The organism is Marinicella meishanensis (assembly GCF_019931145.1).
In the GTDB taxonomy this organism is placed as follows: domain Bacteria; phylum Pseudomonadota; class Gammaproteobacteria; order Xanthomonadales; family Marinicellaceae; genus Marinicella; species Marinicella meishanensis.
On record NZ_JAIOUV010000002.1, the window covers coordinates 102,826 to 120,372 of the forward strand.

Below are 17,547 nucleotides of genomic sequence, written 5' to 3' on the forward strand. Positions count from 1 at the left end.
GCTTTGATCTATGAAGGGCTTGTTGACATGTGTTGCCTTGATTTGGACACCCACTTTGACCGCCCATCTGGATGCCGATCATCACCTCGATTATTTGAATGAGCGGATTGAGCAGCATCCCAATGATCCGAGCTTGTTTTTACAGCGCGCACAAATTCTTGCGGTGCATGGCGCCTGGCAACAAGCAGCCAGCGATTTGCACACCGCCAGCAGGGGCTTTGCCTTTGCTCCAGACATCCATTTGCACATGGGCTTGTTGTATGCCGAACAACAGCACGCGGTCTTGGCCACCCAATATTTGACCCAGTTTCTCAGCAGCGAAGGGGTGGCGCAGTTTCCCAATAAACAAGCATTGGCAGCGGTCACCTTGGCAGAATTGGCCAGCCAACAACAGCGACCTGCGGTGGCCGCTCAACATTATTTGCAGGTGTTGCAATGGCAGCGAAAGGCACCGGCTCACCTGTACTTGATCACCGCACAAACCCTGCAACAAAGCCGCGATCGCGAATCGGCCATGGCGGTGATCACGCAGGGTTTAGCAAGCTACCCAGCGCACCTGGGCTTGTTGGAATTGAACATCAAGCTGGCCCAGCAAAGTGGTAACCAGGCCCAGGCCCAAGCAGCGCTTGATCGCCTGTTGCACCGTTTTCCCAACCACCCCAAGTGGCAAACCACACCGGACGCCCCCCATGCAGCACAATAAGCACAAGCAAAGCCGGGTGTTGGCCTGGTCTTTGCTGGGCTGGCTGCTGAGCAACTGGGCACAAGCCAGTGAACTGATCAGGGGCCCGTACATCCAAAACCAATCCCCCACCAGCGTCACCTTGCGCTGGCGCACCCATGGTTTGACCGACTCGGTGGTGATGTGGGGACTGGCACCAGGCCAACTCAATGAGTCGATCACCCAAGCCACCCCCACCACCGAACATGAGGTGACCATCACCGGATTAACCCCCAACCAGCGCTACCACTATGCCGTGGGCAGCAGTGCGGAAATACTGGCCGGCAATGATGCCAACCACGCCCTGACCATGCCACCGACACACGGCACCGCTCAACCACTTCGAATTTGGGTGTTGGGTGATTCGGGCACCGCCAACGCCAACGCCGCAGCGGTGCGAGATGCTTACTTGAATTTCAATGGCAACCAGCACACCCACCTGTGGCTGATGTTGGGTGACAACGCCTACTCCTCGGGCACTGAAGAACAGTATCAAGCCGCTGTGTTCGACATGTATCCCAGCCTGCTCAGGCAGTCCAGCTTGTGGCCGGTGATCGGCAACCACGATGTCCACAACGCCAATTCACTGACCGGCACGGGGGTCTATTACGACATCTTCACCTTACCCAAGCAAGCCCGCACCACCGGTCACAGCACCGGCGTGGACTCGGGCAGTGAAGCTTATTATTCCTTCGATTATGGCAACGTGCATTTTGTGATGTTGGATTCGGTGTTTATTTCGGTGCCATTTCGCGCAGCCATGATCGATTGGTTGCAGGCCGATTTGATGATGAGCCAGGCGGATTGGACCATCGCCATGTGGCACCACCCACCCTACACCAAAGGGTCACACGATTCGGACCTTGAGTCCAGACACATTTGGACCCGGGAGACGGTGTTACCCATCTTGGAACAACATGGCGTGGACTTGATCCTGGGTGGACACAGCCACTCGTATGAACGGTCATGGCTGATCGATGGGCATTACGGCTTGTCGCAGAGTTTTGATCCCCAACAGCATGTGTTGGATGGGACCAACGGCAATCCCTTTGCCGGTGAAACCTACTTTAAGCCCACGCTGGGTGCCGCACCGCACGAAGGGTCGGTTTATGTGGTCGCTGGCAGCTCCGGCAAAGTGGGTAACATCGAACCCAACCCGCACCCGGCGATGCGCCATTTATTGGCCCTGCAAGAATTGGGCTCCTTGGTGATTGATGTCAGTGGTCATCACTTGTTGGTGCAGTTTTTGTTGGACAATGGACAAGTCCAAGATGTGTTCCGCCTGACCAAACAAGACTTGATTTTTGCGACCACATTCAATTAGGACCAGACAACACCCATCAAGGGTGCTCTGGGCACCCTTGATGGGTCTGGCATGTGTGACTTCACATCAACGGCGGGTCAACCAAAACACCCGTCGCAGCACGGCGGCCACGCCATCGGGCAACTCGGCCGCATCATAGGTGGTGTCATTGACCGTCACCGCCCCTTTCAATTCAACGCCTTGGTCATCCGCCATGATGTTCAATCCGGTGAAACTGACGTCCATGCTGCCACTGATCGACGCCAACACAAACGCCCCATCGGCGGTGGTGGAGATTTGCCCATTGCCGCGACTGGTTTGCTTGGACACCACGCCAGTCAAGCTGGCTTCTTGGTCACCATCACCTGGATGAAAATCATTGAACTCGGTCAATGAGGTGCCGGTGAATTGTCCGGCTTCCAGGCGACCACTTTTGGTCACCGTGTATGAGCCCGATTGGTCATCCACCACTGTGGTCATGCGGGTGATGTCAAATCCCGCCCATGCGCTGGATGCGAGGAACAGGCCCGATAAAATAACCAAAGTGAATTTGCTGGTCAGTATTTTCATGTTGATCTCCTGAATGGTAGTTTATAAATCAATTAACGTAGGTCTGCGGCTTGTTGCCTCAGATACCCATTCAACGCCTGCAGTGACATAGGGTTGACAGGCGAAAAAAAAGTTTTTGGGCTGTCAACCACTGCACCTCCCATCCGTTGTATGATTATCAGACTCGCCATGAAACCATGATTGCAGTAAGCACCACATACCACCAACATGAACACCCACAACGGGCCACAAATCGACTGGAACAGGGCATGTCAGAACAGGCATTGAACCGGTCGTTGGACGACTTTTTGCGGCGGCATCAAAACGAAGCCTACGCCATCGCCCTGGTCAGCGTGAAGCAACCGGCCGATGCCCTGGATGTGGTCCAAGAAGCGATGCTGTCTTTCATCAAAAGTTACCGCCTCAAGCCCAGCAGTGATTGGCGTCCGCTGTTTTTTCGCGTGCTGCAAAACAAAGTCAATGACCACCACCGCCGTCAAAAAAGTTGGCTTCGGCATTTTTTCAGTGGTCATGACCAAACCGATGTGGCGGCCGAACAAGCCAGTGAGGCGCCTTCTCCTTTGTCTGCGCTGAACATCCAGGACCAAGGCAATGAGGTGATCGCCGCCATTCAGGACTTGCCCAGCCAACAACAGCAAGTCATTTTGTACCGCCATTGGCAAGAACTGTCGGTCCAAGAAACCGCCGACGTCATGCAAATCAGCCCGGGCAGCGTCAAAACGCACCTGTTTCGGGCCACCCAAAAAATCAAATCTTTGCTCGGAAAATCCCATGCCTAAAGAACCCACCCATGACCCGATCAAACAAGCACTGGATGCCTTCAGGGACCAAGTTGATGTGGCCACTCAGGTCAAACTCAATGAGGCCCGCCATACGGCTCTGGCCCAAGCCGATCGGACGCCCAGACGACGGTGGCTGCTGCCAGCGGCCGGCGTGGCCACCATGGCAGCCGTCACCTTCACTTGGGCGCTGCTCAAACACAGCCCCAGCGAATGGCCCGAACAAGATCCTTCGATTTTTGCCGACTTGGAGTTGTTGGCCGAGGAAGCCGACACCGATTTCTATCAGGATCTTGAGTTCCTGACCTGGTTGGATGACAACGACTTGATGGAATCGGATATATGAAACGCGGCTGGCTCAACAACTTGGTGGGCATGCTGATGGTGCACTCGGCGATGGGCGGCACCGCAGCAGACAACCAACCGGCCACCCGAAGTGAGGCCCTGACTGAGCAAACGGCCGAACAAGAGGCCGATGACATCCAACCCGACAAAGCCTTGTTGCTGTTTTTGGCTGAATGGGATGAAACCCAAGACGGCCAGTGGTTGCAACCCACAGACTTTGCCGCGGATTCTTCATTCACCCAACAATTGGAATCGCCCCAACCACCTGACAACACACTGAACAACCATGAATACAATCCTGATCATCATTAATCTGCTGCTGGCCTCGGCCGTTTGGTCCCAAGACTGGGACGAGTTGAATGCCGCCCAACAACAAACCCTGGCGCCCTTTGCTGCCGAATGGTCCACCTTACCTGAGGCACAACGGCAACAATTGGTCAAAGGTGCCGACCGCTGGCATGGTTTGAACAAAGAACAAAAAAGAACGGCCCTGACACGCCTGAACAAATGGCAAGCCATGAGCCCGGAAGAGCGGCGCAAAATTCGCCAACGTTACCAAAAATTCAAGCAGTTGCCCCCGGCCCAACGGGCCCGCTTGTGGCGCTTACACCAAAAATACAAGCAATTGACCCCCAAACAACGCCAAAAGCTGCGCCAAAAATTTGAACAATTGACCCCAGAACAACGGCAAAAATTGCTCAAGCGGCAACAAAACAAAGCCAAAAAACGGCGCCAGTGAAGCGTGGCTAAGGCGCCATCTGCGGCTCAAATGAGTCGGCAAAAATCAAATCAGTGGCCCCGCCTCCCACGCCCAAGCCAATGTTGCCGGCGCCATAATCCGCGTCAATCAAGATGCCGTAGGTGCCTGCAGAATAGGCATATTGGCCATTGGCATGACCGGGGAAGTTGACATCACCGGTTTGCTCGGCGGCATCATAAGCCCCGGTCAGCACCCAGTTGGCGCCACCGGTGATGCTGAAGTTATGGTGATGACCACAGCCACCAATCCGCACTTGCCCACCGCTGTGGGTGATCACCAAGGGGTTGCTCGAATCACGCAGCGGTCAGTTGGCCAATGCGATAAAAACTGTAATGTCCAGCGGGGATGTATAAACGGTCAAGGGTGCTGAAATTCACCTGTGGGAAACTGGCCTGAATGTCAATGAAGTAAGCGCCTTCACAAGTGTCCCGCGGGGGTAAGGTGAACATGCTCAAGCCGCCAGCCAACAACGACAGTGGCCACCACAACAAAACACCCAAGCCAATTTTCATGCCAGACTCCACAGTGCAAAGAACCATCTTAACCAAAATTGACCGCCTGTTTTTCAAGCAATGCCCTCTTATTGCCGCTCAGAAAGGCAGCGGCGCCTCAAACTGCATTGGCTGCTTGGTGGCGGGGTGGCTGAAGCCCAACTGGTGGCTGTGCAAATGCAAGCGCTCGGCCCAAGCCAAGGCCGCACCGGTGGCATACAGTTGATCGCCCACAATGGGCAAGCCCAAAGCCAACATGTGCACCCGCAGCTGGTGTGAACGGCCGGTGATGGGCTTGAGCTCCAACACCGTGGTTTCAGGCTCAGTGATCAATACCCGCCAATGGGTGGTCGCCGCTTTGCCGTGGGTCTGATCCACCTTTTGTTTGGGCCGGTTGGGCCAATCACAAATCAGCGGCAACTCAACCACGCCAGCTGCCTCAGCGGGGTGCCCGTAAACCCGTGCCACGTATGATTTTTGGGTTTGTCGCTGAGCGAACTGTTGGCTTAAATGGGCCTGTGCCGGCTTGTTCATGGCCATCACCACCAGGCCAGAGGTTTCCATGTCCAAGCGGTGCACGGTTAAACTGCCAGGCAGCTGCTGTTGGGCCCGGCTTTGTAAACTGTCCTGGTATTCTGGTCGTCGGCCCGGCACCGACAACAAGCCCGATGGTTTGTTCAACACCAACACATCAGCGTCTTGGTGAACGATGTCCAGCAACGGTTCGGTGGGTGGACAATAGGGCAACATGGCTCAACGCTTGTGGTTTTTGAAACCGGCCTTTCTGGTCGCCTTTTTTTCTGTCCGCAGGCGCAGTTGTTCAGCCACTGCCAACAACTCTTGGTGCATCATGGCCGGCGTTTCCAAGGTGATCGGGCCGATTTGCCCCAAGCGCAATTCATTCAGAAACAGGTTGGCAATGCGGGTCAAGTCAACCCGACCACCGGCTTTCAGTGCACCCCGTTTTTGCCCGATGGCCAGCAACAGGTCATAGGCATCGTGGGGTAAGTTCGCTAAGGCATAACGTTGTTGCAATTGCTCTGGGTAACTGGCTAATAGGTATTCTGCCGCAAAAAAAGCTTTGTCTTCGGCTTCCACCACATGGTCTTTGATGGCGCCGGTGACGGCCAACCGGAAGGCGCTGTTTTGGTTGTCAAAACGCGGCCACAGCACGCCTGGGGTGTCATGCAAGATCACATTACCGGGTAACTTGATGCGTTGTTGGCGTTTGGTCACCGCCGCTTCATTGCCGGTTTTGGCAATGGTGCGCTCTGCCATCAGGTTGATCAGGGTGGACTTGCCCACATTGGGGATGCCCATGATCATCACCTGGATGGGCTTTTTGTTCACCGCCCGTTCGGGGAACCAGGCTTGGCACCAGCTGGGAATTTGTTTGATCAAGGCCGCATCTGCGGTGTTCACTGCATAGGCTTTGACGGTTGGGTCACTTTGCAACTCGCTGATCCAGGCTCGGGTCAGTTCGGCATCGGCCAAATCCGACTTGTTCAACAATTTGATGCAGGGGGTGTTGCCTCGCAATTTTTGCAACAAGGGATTTTGCGAACTGTAGGGCAAACGTGCATCCAGCACTTCAATCACCAAATCCACTTCAGGCAGCAGTTGTCTGATTTCTTTTTGGGCTTTGTGCATGTGCCCGGGGAACCAATTGATGTTCATGGTGCGGAAAACTTTATGATCTGCGCCATTTTAACTGAGAAATGACAGTTGCAACTTGAAATCTGGGCTGAACACCCTATTTTGCTGTCATCTTATAATCACAACCATGACAACCATGACCAATACTGCTGAAAAATTTGAATTTCAAGCGGAAGTGAATCAGGTGCTCGACCTGGTGATTCACTCGCTGTATTCCAACAAAGAAATCTTTTTGCGAGAATTGATCTCCAACGCCTCAGACGCCTGTGACAAATTGCGTTTTGAAGCGATCAAAAACCCAGAACTGTTGGGTGACGAACTGGCCATTCAGGTGGAATTTGATGCCGAGGCCAAAACCATCACCATCACCGACAACGGCATCGGCATGACCCGCGACGAGGTGATCAGCAACATCGGCACCATCGCCAATTCCGGTACCAAAAAATACCTCCAGTCGATCGCCAAAAAAGACCGCGATGAGGCCAACTTGATTGGTCAATTCGGGGTCGGTTTTTATGCCTCATTCATCGTGGCTGAACAAGTTGAATTACGCACCCGCAAAGCCGGCGAAAAAGAAGCCGTTAGCTGGAAATCAGATGGCAAAAATGACTTCACCTTGGAACCCATTGACAAGGCAGGACATGGCACCGAGATCATCTTGCACTTGCGGGAAGAAGAGGCTGAGTTCGCCGACAATTACCGCCTGCGTTCTTTGATCAAAAAGTATTCCGAGCACGTGGCCTTCCCGATCAAAATGCTGGAAGTCACCTACCCTGAAAAAGACGATGAGGGCAATGAGATCCCGGCCAAAACCCCAGAATATGAAGTGGTCAATGACGCCACTGCCTTATGGAAGAAAGCCCCTGCCGATGTCTCTGAGGATGACTACCAGGCGTTTTATAAACAAATCTCCAATGATTTCAATGAGGCCGCTTTCTGGTCACACAACCACATCGAAGGCACCCAAAGCTACAGCAATTTGTTGTATGTTCCAAGCAAGTCGCCCTTCAACATGTTCCAAAATCCCGAAGACCGCGAGGGCCTGAAATTGTTCATCAAACGGGTGTTCATCATGGATGCGGCCAAAGAGCTGTTGCCCAACTACCTGCGCTTTGTCAAAGGGGTGGTGGATTCCAATGACCTGCCATTGAACGTGTCGCGTGAACTGTTGCAAGACAACCCCTTGTTGCAAAAAATCAAGTCCGGTCTGGTCAAACGTGTGTTGGGCATGCTGAAGAAAAAATCCCTGGACAACGACGTCTATGGCAATTTTTGGCAAGAGTTTGGCGATACCTTGAAAGAAGGTGTGGTGGAAGATTTTGGCAACCGCGATGCGGTGCTGAAACTGTTGCGCTTTGCCTCAACCCAGAATGAGGACGCCACCGAAAACGTGTCGTTGGATGACTACATCAGCCGCATGCAGGACCCACAAGACAAGATATATTACATCACTGGTGAGTCCTATTCGGCGGTGAAAAACTCACCGCATTTGGAACTGTTCAAGAAAAAAGGCGTGGAAGTGCTGTTGATGCACAGCCGCATCGATGAATGGATGATGGGTCATGTGCAAGAGTATGACGGCAAAAAATTCCAGTCTGTGGCCAAAGGCAAGCTGGACCTGGGCCAAGACGAGGAAAGTGAAAAAGAACCTTCTGAAGCCGACAAATCATTCTTGGAAAAGGTTCAAAAACACCTCAAGGACCACGTCAGTGAAGTCACGGCTTCCACCCGATTGGTTGATTCTGCCAGTTGCTTGGTGATGGACGAACATGCCATGGCCATCCACATGCAAAAACTGATGGAACAAGCCGGTCAGGCCATGCCAGGTCAACTGCCCGCATTGGAACTGAATCTGGATCATCCATTGGTGCAGCACATTGAGCACATTGACAACGAAGACCAATTCAAACAGTGGTCAGAATTGCTGTTCGAACAAGCCTTGTTGGCTGAAGGCGGTCAGTTGAAAAATCCCGCCGATCATGTCAGCAAAATGAACCGCTTGATGCTGGACATCCTGAAGTAAAGCAATTCATGGATGGGATCAAAAAGGCCGGTCAACAAGACCGGCCTTTTTTGTTGGCATGCCAATTAGGGCAAATGGTGGTGGGTTACTTTTTCAACAACAACACCAAACCCAGAACCGCTGACACCCCTCCGCCAATCAAATACCACATCGTTTGGTCGCTGTAGCGGCCGGTCACGGCTTCGGTCACGGCTTCCAAAGGTGCCTCCGTGGCATTCAAGCCAAAATAGGCCAGAATGGCACCGGCAATTAATAAGATCAGTCCTAACAGTTTGTTGGTTTTCATGGTTCCTCCTGTAAAAAGTGATTGATGTAGTAATGGAACAAGTTGATGACGCAGGGTCATCAACGGTTTAAATCTTCTTCGTCTTCGCAAACCGCCTTTTTGGCTTCGAATCCCACCCGCAGAATCAAGAAATTCAAGGTGGCTATTAAGATGGCAATCTCAAACCGCTGCCAAGCCACCGCCATGCCGATGGCGCCGGTGTTCCAGATGCTGGCAGCATTGGCCAAACCCGTGACCTTCGAGTCGTCTTTGACTTTCAAAATGGCACCACCACCGATGAAACCGATGCCGGTGACAATCCCGGCCATGAATTTACCCATGCCTTCAGCGCCACCCAACACTTCCAAGGCCAGCAAGGTGCAAGAACAGGTGGCCACGGCAACCAGTGGATAGGTGCGCATGCCCGCGCCTTGAGATTTTTTTTCGCGGTTGTAAGCGATGGGCAAAGTCAGCACCATGGCCACCAAGATCAAGCCAAAATGTTTGAGGATCAATGACACATTGATGTAGTCATTGAGGTCGAATGCAGTGGCTTCAGTCATGGGTGGTTTGTCTCTGATTCAGTGTTGGTGAGGCTGTGATACGCAGTCAGGCGTCTCATTCTGTTCTGGCTTGTTGCATGGCCGCCAGATATTCATGCCCCAATTGTTTGGCGCGGTCATCACTGAGTTGATCTTTGGCCACCGGAAAACAGTCTTTTTCCTCTTCCGCCAAATGGTGTTTCACCTTGTCAGCCAGTTTCTTGGCATGATGCAACCATGCGGGAGAATCGTATTCAGTGTCATCCAGTGTCGCCACCAATTCATCGATTTCCTGGTGTTCAGCAATGCCGTGCCGGGCCGCTTTTTGTGTACTGTCCAGCTTGATCAATGGCACATAGAAATACCGCTCTTCGGCATCGGCGTGGGCCGCCAATTCTTGTTTGAGGGCGGTAAAGGCCTGACGCCGCTCGCGCGAATCACCCGAGGTTTGGACCATCTGATCGGCCAGTTTCCGCTGGATGTGATGATCATGTTCGATGGATTGATAGACTTTCATGGATACTCCTGTTGTTCATGTTAATTGGCCCTCAATCCTAAACAAGCCGCCATCAATCTGACGTGAAAAAGAAGTGAAAGGCCCGGAGCTGGGCGCTCACATTCTGTTGACCTGGTTTGAATATGATAATTATTCCTATCAGCAATTCGAAGAGAGACATGAAAAAGTTATTCCTTATTTCTGCCATGACCATCGCCACCACCACGGCCTCCGCTGCCGAAGTCTGTCAGGGCTTTGGTCCTCAGACACCACGTGACATTGACAGTCACCTGGGCACCAATGACCGCATTTTTGCCTTGGCCGATGATTACCAGAACATGAACTTGTGCAACATCCATTTTCATGTCAACGCCGAACACAAGGCCAAAGACTTTGCCATTTTGGCCAAAACCGATGACGGTCAAGCCAACGGCTATCAATGTGCCATCAGCCAAAACCTGACCAAAGCCGAATTGAAAGCGCCCGAGAAAAACATGTGTCAGGGCGTGGCACCCGGTGATACCATCGAAATGCATTGGGTCCACACTTCGTGTGACGTCGCTCCCGGCCCTGGTTTGGGTTCTTGCTTGTCAGACGCCTGTGCCAACCCCACTTTGCGCGTAGAAACCCAGGTGTTCACTTTGGTTAATGACCCCAATGCCTTGAGCTTTGATGAACTGCGATATGCCGGCGCTTTGCAAAGTGATGATTACCACCAAGCCAAAAACATCCCCAACAACACCGGCACGCCGGTGGTGTTCGCCGGGTCCACCACCGGACCTTCATTCACCGAGCAAACCTGTTCACCATTGCAAGTCACCTGGAGTGTGCGCCCACAATGCGCCAAGTTGGACATCAACAGCCTGAGCCAATGGTGTGAAAACAACCCATTTGATGAAAACAAAGCCCATGGCGTGCGTGAATTGGTGACCAATCCAGCCTTGTTGTCGGAAATCACCCCTTAATTTCTTTTCTTTTTAACCCCCAAGAAACTTGGGCCTGATTTTTCAGGCCCTTTTTTTTGGGTGCAAGCAATCAAGAAAAATAAGCCAGCATGCCAACCACCAACAACCCCAGCAGGCTGACGATGCTCAAGCTGAACATGACGGCGCGGGCGGTGGACCAAGCCAGGTAGTAACAAACCATGTGCAACACCCGGGTAACCAAATAAGCCAGCATCAAGCGGTTGACCCACAGCGGATCGGCGGCACTGAGCACCGCGAACAAAAACAGCAGGATCATCACCCCCATGGTTTCATTGGTGTTGGCATGGGCCCGTGATAAACGGAATAACAGGTTTTTATGACTGCTTTCAATCGGATAGCCCGGTGGGTGCTTGAGTTTGATGGCCATGGCATCGAACAACAGCAATTGAAACAATGACAAAGCAGCCGTCATACCCAAGACCAGCACAGCTGTCGGGTAACTCAATAAAATTTCAGACATCAACATCTCCTAGATCACAATATGGGTGAAATCAAACGGGCCAGTTTTTCGATGAACACCTTGACCACCGAGCGCTGTTCCCAGGCATCGACACTGAGCTGTTTGGCCCCATCCAGATCATGTTCAAAGGTGTCGCTCAACTTGGTCGCCATCGCCTCGTCATAGATCATCACATTCACTTCGAAGTTCAATTCAAAACTGCGTTCATCAAAATTGGCGGTACCCAAAACACTCAAGAAATCATCCACCACCATGGTTTTGGCATGCAAGAAGCCTTTGGTGTACTTATACACCGACACCCCAACCAGCATCAATTCATAATAAAAAGACTGGGCCGCGGCGTTGACCACTTTGCTGTCCGAGTGGTTGGGCACCAAAACCCTCACCGCAACACCACGCAACACCGCCATTTTCAGGGCTTTGATCAGTGCCGGGTTGGGAATGAAATAAGGGGTGGTGATCAAGATGGTCCGTTCAGCAGTGTGGATGGCGTGCAAGATCGAAAACAGAATCGATGGTTGGGGTGAATCCGGGCCACTGGCCACCACCTGCATCATGGTGTATTCGTCTTCGGATAAATTTTCAATGCCTTTGGGCAACAGCTCGTCTTCGATTTCCAGGTTTTGTCCGGCACAAAAGTTCCAATCATTCAAAAAGATGTTCTGTAAATAGGCCGCTCCTTGGCCCTCAATCCGCAAATGGGTGTCTCGCCAGTATAGAGGATCAATGCCACCGGTGTTGTTGTATTCATCACCGACGTTGATGCCACCCACATAAGCCACACAGCCATCGATCACCACGATTTTGCGGTGGTTGCGGTAATTCAAGCGCTCGGTGAAAGCAAACCATTTGATTTCCGCAAAAGGATGGGCTTCGATGCCGGCGGCCCGCATGCGTTTGAGCACCTGTCCGGGCAAACTCAAACTGCCGTAATCGTCATAGATGAACCGCACCTGGACCCCTGACTTGGCTTTCTTGATCAGCCGTTGAATCAATTCACTGCCAATGTCGTCGGCTTTGAAAATGTAGTACTCCAGATGAATGGTGCGTTCGGCTCGCTCAATGTCCTGAAACAGCTGCGGGAATTTTTCCTCACCATTTTGCAGCAAAGTCAGTTTGTTTTTGACCGTCAACCGACTGCAACCGTCGTGGTAGATCATCTGGGTCAGGCCATGAAACTGCTTCAGCTGCTGCTGGTGTTGTTGCATGACCCGCAAGGATTCGGCGCTGAAACGGGCTTGATAGGCTTCCAAAAACTTTTGGTTCTCGGTCAGCTTCACGGCATACATTTTGCGTTTGCGGCGCTTCACCCCAAAAATGAAATACAGCACCAAACCCACCACCGGAAACACGTAGACGGTGAACAGCCAGGCCGACGCCCGCGAGGAAATGGTGTATTGATGGATGATTTGTAAGGTGACGTATATCAACAGCAGCCAATAGGCATAATAGGTCAGGGTCAGCCAACTGAAATTCATGGTTGTTTGTGTGTCGGGTTAATGGTTGGGTTGTGGATAGGTTACCACAATGGCCCTGATGGCTTGGTGACAATAGCCAGTGCAAGTCGCTCGGTATTTGTTACAATGCGCCCATGCCAGCTACCGACCCACACCCGTTTGACGACCTGAACCCAGAATTGATCTTGGACGCCATCCAAAACCGGGGCTTGGCGGTGGATGGCCGGGTCAATGCCCTGAACAGTTATGAAAATCGGGTGTATCAAATCGGCATTCAGGATCAACCTCCGGTGATCGCCAAGTTTTATCGCCCCCAGCGCTGGAGCCAAGCACAGATCCAAGAAGAGCATGACTTTTGTCAGGCAATCAAACGCCACGACATCCCAGTGGTCACGCCCATGCAAGATGCGCAAGGCAGCAGCCTGTATACCCACGCCGGTTTCTGCTTCAGCCTGTTCCGGCAACAAGGTGGCCATGCGCTGGAACTGGACCAGCCACAACACCTGGCCATCATGGGCCGGACCCTGGCTCGCTTACACCGGATTGGTGCAGTCGAACCCTTCGCCCACCGCCCGCCATTGAATGCCCAGACTTTTGGCCATGACTGCATGCAATTTGTGGCAGACCAGTTCATTCCCATGGAACATCAAAAAACCTACCAACAATTGGCCACGCAGATCCTGCCACTGATCGAAACCGCCTTGAGTGGCGCCCAAACCATTCGGGTGCATGGTGATTTGCATGTAGGCAACATCTTGCTGCGTGATGAGGTGCCGCACCTGGTCGACTTTGATGACGCCCGCCAAGCGCCGGCCATCCAAGACATATGGATGTTGTTATCCGGCGAGCCCGATGAGCAGCAAGCGCAATTGGACACCATCATCGCCGCTTATCAAGAATTTCGTGATTTCCCATTCCATGAGTTACCCATGATCGAATCGCTGCGCACTTTGCGCTTGATTCATCACACCGCCTGGCTGGCCCGTCGCTGGGATGATCCGGCGTTCCCACCGGCTTTTCCTTGGTTTGACACCCCCAGTTATTGGCACCAACACCTGCAAGACCTGAACCACCAATTGGCCGCCCTGCAAAATCAATCAAAGTTGCTGTAAAACACCGTGTCCGGCAACACGAAGACGTCATCCCACAAGCCAAAAGGCACATCTGGATTGCCCGTTTCTGCGGTTTGCAAATAAATCCGCAATTCACCGGTGGCGGCATTGGCCGGGGCTTGACTCAAACCAGCCATGTCATGCCACTGATCTTTGGGGGCGCCGAACACCCCTGAGACCATGTCTGACCGGCCCACTTCAAGCTCACCGGCGTCATACCAAAAGATCTGATACCAGGCCCAAGGCACAGGGCTGGCCGCTGGAACTTTGTAACTGGCCCCAGTCAGGTACCAATGACCAGGCGTCACCACAAAGGGATCGGAGATGGCGGGAAAACTGCTGTTGTTGTTGAACACCCCGGTGTTGAGCAGACTGCCCTGACCGGAAATCGGCGCCCCTTCATCACTGGCATGGGTGATGGTGGTGAAGGCGAACCAGCCGCTCACGTCGGTGTCAAATGTGCCGTTGGCCAATAAATTTTGGGCGCTGGCCGGCGTCATCAGACCCAGCCACATCAGCCCCACATACCTCATCAGTTTCATGCTTTCACTCCTGGTGTTTATGGCAGTAATTCGAAAAATCCCATCAATTCATGACACGCAGCCCAAAAAACGTTCGGTTCGGCCGAATCAGACGATTCCAGACCCATTTCCGCGCATCCTCATGGTTTTGAGAACAGGAACTGTTGATGCGAATGATGTTGAAATCCCTGATGTGGCTGATCCTGCTGCTGTTGTGTTTGGGCGTGACTTATTATGCTTTTGCTTATTTGTTGGGTCCGGTCAACCCCAACAACGACTTCAAAATGAAAATGGCCAGCAGTGGCTGGGTGGTGCCCATGCACTTTTATGCCTCGGGTTTGGCCCTGTTGTTGGTGCCATGGCAACTCAGCTCTTGGCTGCGCCAGCGGGCGGTGCGCATGCATCGTTTGCTGGGCTTGTTGTATGTGGTGGCGGTGTTGCTTGGTGGGATAGCCGGCTTGTTGATGGCGTTGCAGGCCGATGGCGGCTGGGTGGCTCAGTTGGGCTTTTTCAGTTTGGCGGTGTTGTGGTTGTACTGCACTGGTATGGCCTATGTGTCGATCCTCAAAGGCCAGGTGTTGGCGCATCAGCAGTGGATGTACCGCAGCATGGCCCTGACCTGTGCCGGCATCACTTTGCGCCTGTTTCTGGGCCTGGGTTTGGGGGTCATGCAGTGGCCGTTTTTGACCGTTTACGTACCCACGGCCTGGCTCTGTTGGACCTTGAACCTGGCGGTTTGTGAATGGCTCATTCGGCGCCGGCGGCCGGCGGCTTGGTAGCCAGCTTTGACTTGAATTGACTGGGGGTCATGTGCAACTGTTGCTTGAAGGCGCTGTTGAAGGTGGATTTGGCGGTGAAGCCACAGGCATAAGCAATCTCCAGGATGTTCATGGCATTATTGGGATCGCGCATCATCTGTTGGGCCGTCTGGATGCGGTGGTGGTTGATGTACTCCCGAAAGGTCTGTTGCTGGGTTTGGTTGATCACTTGTGAAACCAAATAGATGGGATAGCCGGATTTCTTGGCCACTTGTGCGATGCTCAACCCCGGTTCCAGATACAACTGCTGTTGTTGCATCAATTCGGCCAATTTGGCGGTGACCGCAGGGACCCTGGGGTCTGACTCAAGCTTGGCATCCGCCGTTTCATCCGAAGGTGGTTCGATCGGCAACCACTCACTGAGGTGTCGCTGGGCCAGGGCCAAATAGCCCATGACACTGATCCAAGTGGCCACCGCCAAATAAATCATCGCCACATTCAAACCGGTCCAAGGCGCCAACCACTGCAGCACCGCGATCAACCAAATGACCACTTGAAAATAGGCCATCACCGTCAACCACAACAAATCCAAGCCTTCGGTGTTGGCCAGTTGTTGGGCCAGGCGCCGGCGATAATTCCGAATCACCCACAAGCCGGCCAGCACATAACTGACGCTGTAGGTGAACAAGGTGAGTTCAAAATAGGCAAAGCCGCGCGGGCCTTGGCGCCATGGGTCCAGAATCCAGGGGATGTTGACCCCAGCCATGTACAGGAACCCCAGCAGGTGAACCCCATCGGTCCAACGAATGGCTTGTTGCCGGCACAAGGTCCTGACATACAAATAAAAGAAACTGCCATGTAAAAACGGAAAGAACTGCACCAAGGTATGCAGCGGTAACCAGGGGGTCAGTGGGTCGTGAAATTGCACCACCCGCATGGCCAAATCCAACATCAACAACAACATCCACACCGCCAGCACGCGGTTGCTGGGACCATTGGCTGATTTGCGCCACAAGGCAAAAGCCAAGACCAGGGCCTGGGCCGCGCCAATGGCAAACAGGTGCGACAACCATGGCATCACAGCGGCTTCATGTCAGGCTTTGGTGCGGAACCAACCGGTCAGGCTGCGCCTGGCTTGGGTACTGGGCAACACTTCATGCGGAAAATCTTCACTGAGAAACACCACCAAAGTGCCCCATTCAGGCAACACCGTGGCACAAGGAGCTGCGGCATCGGGCCGATACAATTGCAGCTCACCACCGGCGGTGGCCGGCCATTGTTCATTCAGGTAAAGCAAGGTGCTGATGCGGCGGTTGTTCACTGCTTGTCCGCCCTGGCGAAAAGCGTCCAGGTGCTTTTGGTAACGCGTGCCTGCAGGATAGCGGGCAAACATGGCCTCGTATTCGAATAAGCCCAAGTAAAAGTGCCGATTCAAAGCCAAGCGCAATTGTTCACACCAGGCAAAATATTGGGCCAAACCATTGGTTTGCTCATGCACCCAGACCAGCTGATCACCGCGGATGCTGTGATCGTGGTGCTGGCTGTGCTGCCGACCCATTCCCGCGGGTTTGAAGGCCTCATCAGGCAGGGCCGCAAAGCCAGCGGCGATGGGTTGCATAAACGCCTGGTCGAAAGCGTTTTCCAACACCACATAGCCGTGTTGGCTGATGCCGGCACAAATGGCCTCGATGTTGTGAGTGGGTTCTGGCATGCGGCAACAGATGATCACAAGAAGTCCAATTTTAGCCGAATTTTACAGCCCCATGTGCAGCCCTTTGTCACAGGCCCAGTCTGGGGCCTGTTAACACCCACTGAAAGGCGACTGCTGGATCGTATTTTTCAGCCATCAAGGCATCCGTCGTGAGGTGTGGTCACTCCAATCGAGCGGAGAGCAACGCAGGGTGTGGCATTTGCAGCTTAAACAGTGGTATTTCAGTGGGTGTTAACAGGCCCTAAGGTGGCTTTGTGCTAAAATTGGGCCATGAAACCACCCCTCAGTTGTGGCGCCCAGGACTTGCTGGAAGCCGCCATCATACAACGTCGACGCCTGAACATCATTTGCCACCTGGATGGGGGTGAACAGGCATTGTATGATCGGGTGCTGCCAGTGGACATCAACACCCATGCCGGGCAAGAAATTTTGACTTTCCTGACCACCGACAACCAGGGGGGCATCCTCAAGCTGGAGATCAACACCGCTGACATTGCCTCGTTTGAAGCCAAAGATTATATGGATCCGCGCATCCATTACCGGCGTTGATCCTGGGTGAGTCAGTGTTTCACCTGGTATTGAGTACAATTG

General features: G+C 53.1%; 24 protein-coding genes. 11 read left to right on the forward strand and 13 right to left on the reverse strand.

What is annotated here, in order from left to right; genetic code table 11:
• The first annotated feature begins 37 nt into the window (after positions 1–37).
• Complete coding sequence (locus K7G70_RS02930; protein ID WP_223787105.1) at positions 38–703, forward strand: tetratricopeptide repeat protein; 666 nt, start codon at positions 38–40, stop codon at positions 701–703.
• On the forward strand, positions 690–2,045 hold the full coding sequence (locus K7G70_RS02935) for a purple acid phosphatase family protein (RefSeq protein WP_223787106.1): 1,356 nt from the start codon (positions 690–692) through the stop codon (positions 2,043–2,045). Before K7G70_RS02930 ends, K7G70_RS02935 begins: the two co-directional genes overlap by 14 nt.
• A gap of 66 nt (positions 2,046–2,111) precedes the next feature.
• Here the strand turns inward: K7G70_RS02935 and K7G70_RS02940 are convergent, their stop codons facing one another.
• Positions 2,112–2,594: a hypothetical protein gene (locus K7G70_RS02940; protein ID WP_223787107.1), complete on the reverse strand. Its 483-nt coding sequence runs from the start codon at positions 2,592–2,594 to the stop codon at positions 2,112–2,114.
• Between the two features lie 176 nt (positions 2,595–2,770).
• Here K7G70_RS02940 and K7G70_RS02945 point away from each other — a divergent pair, with 176 nt between their 5' ends.
• The 4 genes from K7G70_RS02945 to K7G70_RS02960 are packed head-to-tail and all read left to right on the forward strand — an operon-like array spanning position 2,771 to position 4,457.
• Positions 2,771–3,373, forward strand: a complete 603-nt coding sequence (locus K7G70_RS02945; protein WP_223787108.1) for a sigma-70 family RNA polymerase sigma factor — start codon at positions 2,771–2,773, stop codon at positions 3,371–3,373.
• On the forward strand, positions 3,366–3,719 hold the full coding sequence (locus K7G70_RS02950; RefSeq protein WP_223787109.1) for a hypothetical protein: 354 nt from the start codon (positions 3,366–3,368) through the stop codon (positions 3,717–3,719). Before K7G70_RS02945 ends, K7G70_RS02950 begins: the two co-directional genes overlap by 8 nt.
• The gene (locus K7G70_RS02955; protein ID WP_223787110.1) at positions 3,716–4,030 is read left to right on the forward strand and encodes a hypothetical protein; all 315 of its coding nucleotides are present in this window, start codon (positions 3,716–3,718) and stop codon (positions 4,028–4,030) included. The genes K7G70_RS02950 and K7G70_RS02955 overlap by 4 nt, the downstream gene beginning before the upstream one ends.
• Complete coding sequence (locus K7G70_RS02960; RefSeq protein WP_223787111.1) at positions 4,005–4,457, forward strand: DUF3106 domain-containing protein; 453 nt, start codon at positions 4,005–4,007, stop codon at positions 4,455–4,457. The genes K7G70_RS02955 and K7G70_RS02960 overlap by 26 nt, the downstream gene beginning before the upstream one ends.
• Positions 4,458–4,464: 7 nt before the next feature.
• On the opposite strand, the gene K7G70_RS02965 is transcribed toward K7G70_RS02960, so the two are convergent.
• From K7G70_RS02965 to ylqF, 4 genes are all read right to left on the reverse strand, one after another.
• Positions 4,465–4,755, reverse strand: coding sequence for a hypothetical protein (locus K7G70_RS02965; protein WP_223787112.1), 291 nt, complete (start codon positions 4,753–4,755; stop codon positions 4,465–4,467).
• Between the two features lie 16 nt (positions 4,756–4,771).
• Complete coding sequence (locus tag K7G70_RS02970; protein WP_223787113.1) at positions 4,772–4,990, reverse strand: hypothetical protein; 219 nt, start codon at positions 4,988–4,990, stop codon at positions 4,772–4,774.
• 78 nt (positions 4,991–5,068) lie between these two features.
• Positions 5,069–5,719, reverse strand: coding sequence for an RluA family pseudouridine synthase (locus tag K7G70_RS02975; protein WP_223787114.1), 651 nt, complete (start codon positions 5,717–5,719; stop codon positions 5,069–5,071).
• 3 nt (positions 5,720–5,722) lie between these two features.
• The gene (gene ylqF, locus K7G70_RS02980; RefSeq protein WP_223787115.1) at positions 5,723–6,646 is read right to left on the reverse strand and encodes a ribosome biogenesis GTPase YlqF; all 924 of its coding nucleotides are present in this window, start codon (positions 6,644–6,646) and stop codon (positions 5,723–5,725) included.
• A gap of 115 nt (positions 6,647–6,761) precedes the next feature.
• On the opposite strand from ylqF, the gene htpG reads away from it, so the two are divergent.
• Entirely contained in the window at positions 6,762–8,648 is a 1,887-nt protein-coding gene (gene htpG, locus K7G70_RS02985; protein ID WP_488801370.1) for a molecular chaperone HtpG, read from the forward strand.
• An 85-nt stretch (positions 8,649–8,733) separates the two neighbouring features.
• Here htpG and K7G70_RS02990 read toward each other — a convergent pair whose 3' ends face one another.
• The 3 genes from K7G70_RS02990 to K7G70_RS03000 are packed head-to-tail and all read right to left on the reverse strand — an operon-like array spanning position 8,734 to position 9,972.
• A complete protein-coding gene (locus K7G70_RS02990) occupies positions 8,734–8,934 on the reverse strand; it encodes a DUF3185 family protein (protein ID WP_223787117.1) in 201 nt (66 codons plus the stop codon).
• Positions 8,935–8,993: 59 nt separating this feature from the next.
• Positions 8,994–9,476 carry an MgtC/SapB family protein gene (locus K7G70_RS02995; protein WP_223787118.1) on the reverse strand — a complete coding sequence of 161 codons (483 nt, stop codon included), beginning with the start codon at positions 9,474–9,476 and terminating at the stop codon, positions 8,994–8,996.
• A gap of 55 nt (positions 9,477–9,531) precedes the next feature.
• A complete protein-coding gene (locus K7G70_RS03000) occupies positions 9,532–9,972 on the reverse strand; it encodes a hemerythrin domain-containing protein (RefSeq protein ID WP_223787119.1) in 441 nt (146 codons plus the stop codon).
• Positions 9,973–10,130: 158 nt separating this feature from the next.
• Between K7G70_RS03000 and K7G70_RS03005 the strand changes: the two genes are divergently transcribed.
• Positions 10,131–10,916: a delta-class carbonic anhydrase gene (locus K7G70_RS03005; protein WP_223787120.1), complete on the forward strand. Its 786-nt coding sequence runs from the start codon at positions 10,131–10,133 to the stop codon at positions 10,914–10,916.
• Between the two features lie 70 nt (positions 10,917–10,986).
• On the opposite strand, the gene K7G70_RS03010 is transcribed toward K7G70_RS03005, so the two are convergent.
• Both K7G70_RS03010 and cls read right to left on the reverse strand, forming a co-directional pair.
• Complete coding sequence (locus K7G70_RS03010) at positions 10,987–11,397, reverse strand: MAPEG family protein (protein ID WP_223787121.1); 411 nt, start codon at positions 11,395–11,397, stop codon at positions 10,987–10,989.
• 14 nt (positions 11,398–11,411) lie between these two features.
• A complete protein-coding gene (gene cls / locus K7G70_RS03015) occupies positions 11,412–12,875 on the reverse strand; it encodes a cardiolipin synthase (RefSeq protein WP_223787122.1) in 1,464 nt (487 codons plus the stop codon).
• A gap of 113 nt (positions 12,876–12,988) precedes the next feature.
• On the opposite strand from cls, the gene K7G70_RS03020 reads away from it, so the two are divergent.
• Positions 12,989–13,966 (forward strand): serine/threonine protein kinase, encoded by a 978-nt coding sequence (locus K7G70_RS03020; RefSeq protein WP_223787123.1) that lies wholly within the window; start codon positions 12,989–12,991, stop codon positions 13,964–13,966.
• Here K7G70_RS03020 and K7G70_RS03025 read toward each other — a convergent pair.
• Complete coding sequence (locus K7G70_RS03025; RefSeq protein WP_223787124.1) at positions 13,948–14,508, reverse strand: hypothetical protein; 561 nt, start codon at positions 14,506–14,508, stop codon at positions 13,948–13,950. The genes K7G70_RS03020 and K7G70_RS03025 overlap by 19 nt on opposite strands.
• A gap of 146 nt (positions 14,509–14,654) precedes the next feature.
• On the opposite strand from K7G70_RS03025, the gene K7G70_RS03030 reads away from it, so the two are divergent.
• On the forward strand, positions 14,655–15,266 hold the full coding sequence (locus tag K7G70_RS03030; RefSeq protein WP_223787125.1) for a DUF2306 domain-containing protein: 612 nt from the start codon (positions 14,655–14,657) through the stop codon (positions 15,264–15,266).
• Here K7G70_RS03030 and K7G70_RS03035 read toward each other — a convergent pair.
• Entirely contained in the window at positions 15,235–16,323 is a 1,089-nt protein-coding gene (locus K7G70_RS03035; protein ID WP_223787471.1) for a helix-turn-helix transcriptional regulator, read from the reverse strand. The genes K7G70_RS03030 and K7G70_RS03035 overlap by 32 nt on opposite strands.
• Positions 16,324–16,338: 15 nt before the next feature.
• Positions 16,339–16,956: a 2OG-Fe(II) oxygenase gene (locus K7G70_RS03040; protein ID WP_223787126.1), complete on the reverse strand. Its 618-nt coding sequence runs from the start codon at positions 16,954–16,956 to the stop codon at positions 16,339–16,341.
• 270 nt (positions 16,957–17,226) lie between these two features.
• On the opposite strand from K7G70_RS03040, the gene K7G70_RS03045 reads away from it, so the two are divergent.
• Complete coding sequence (locus K7G70_RS03045; RefSeq protein ID WP_223787127.1) at positions 17,227–17,505, forward strand: hypothetical protein; 279 nt, start codon at positions 17,227–17,229, stop codon at positions 17,503–17,505.
• Positions 17,506–17,547 lie beyond the last annotated feature (42 nt).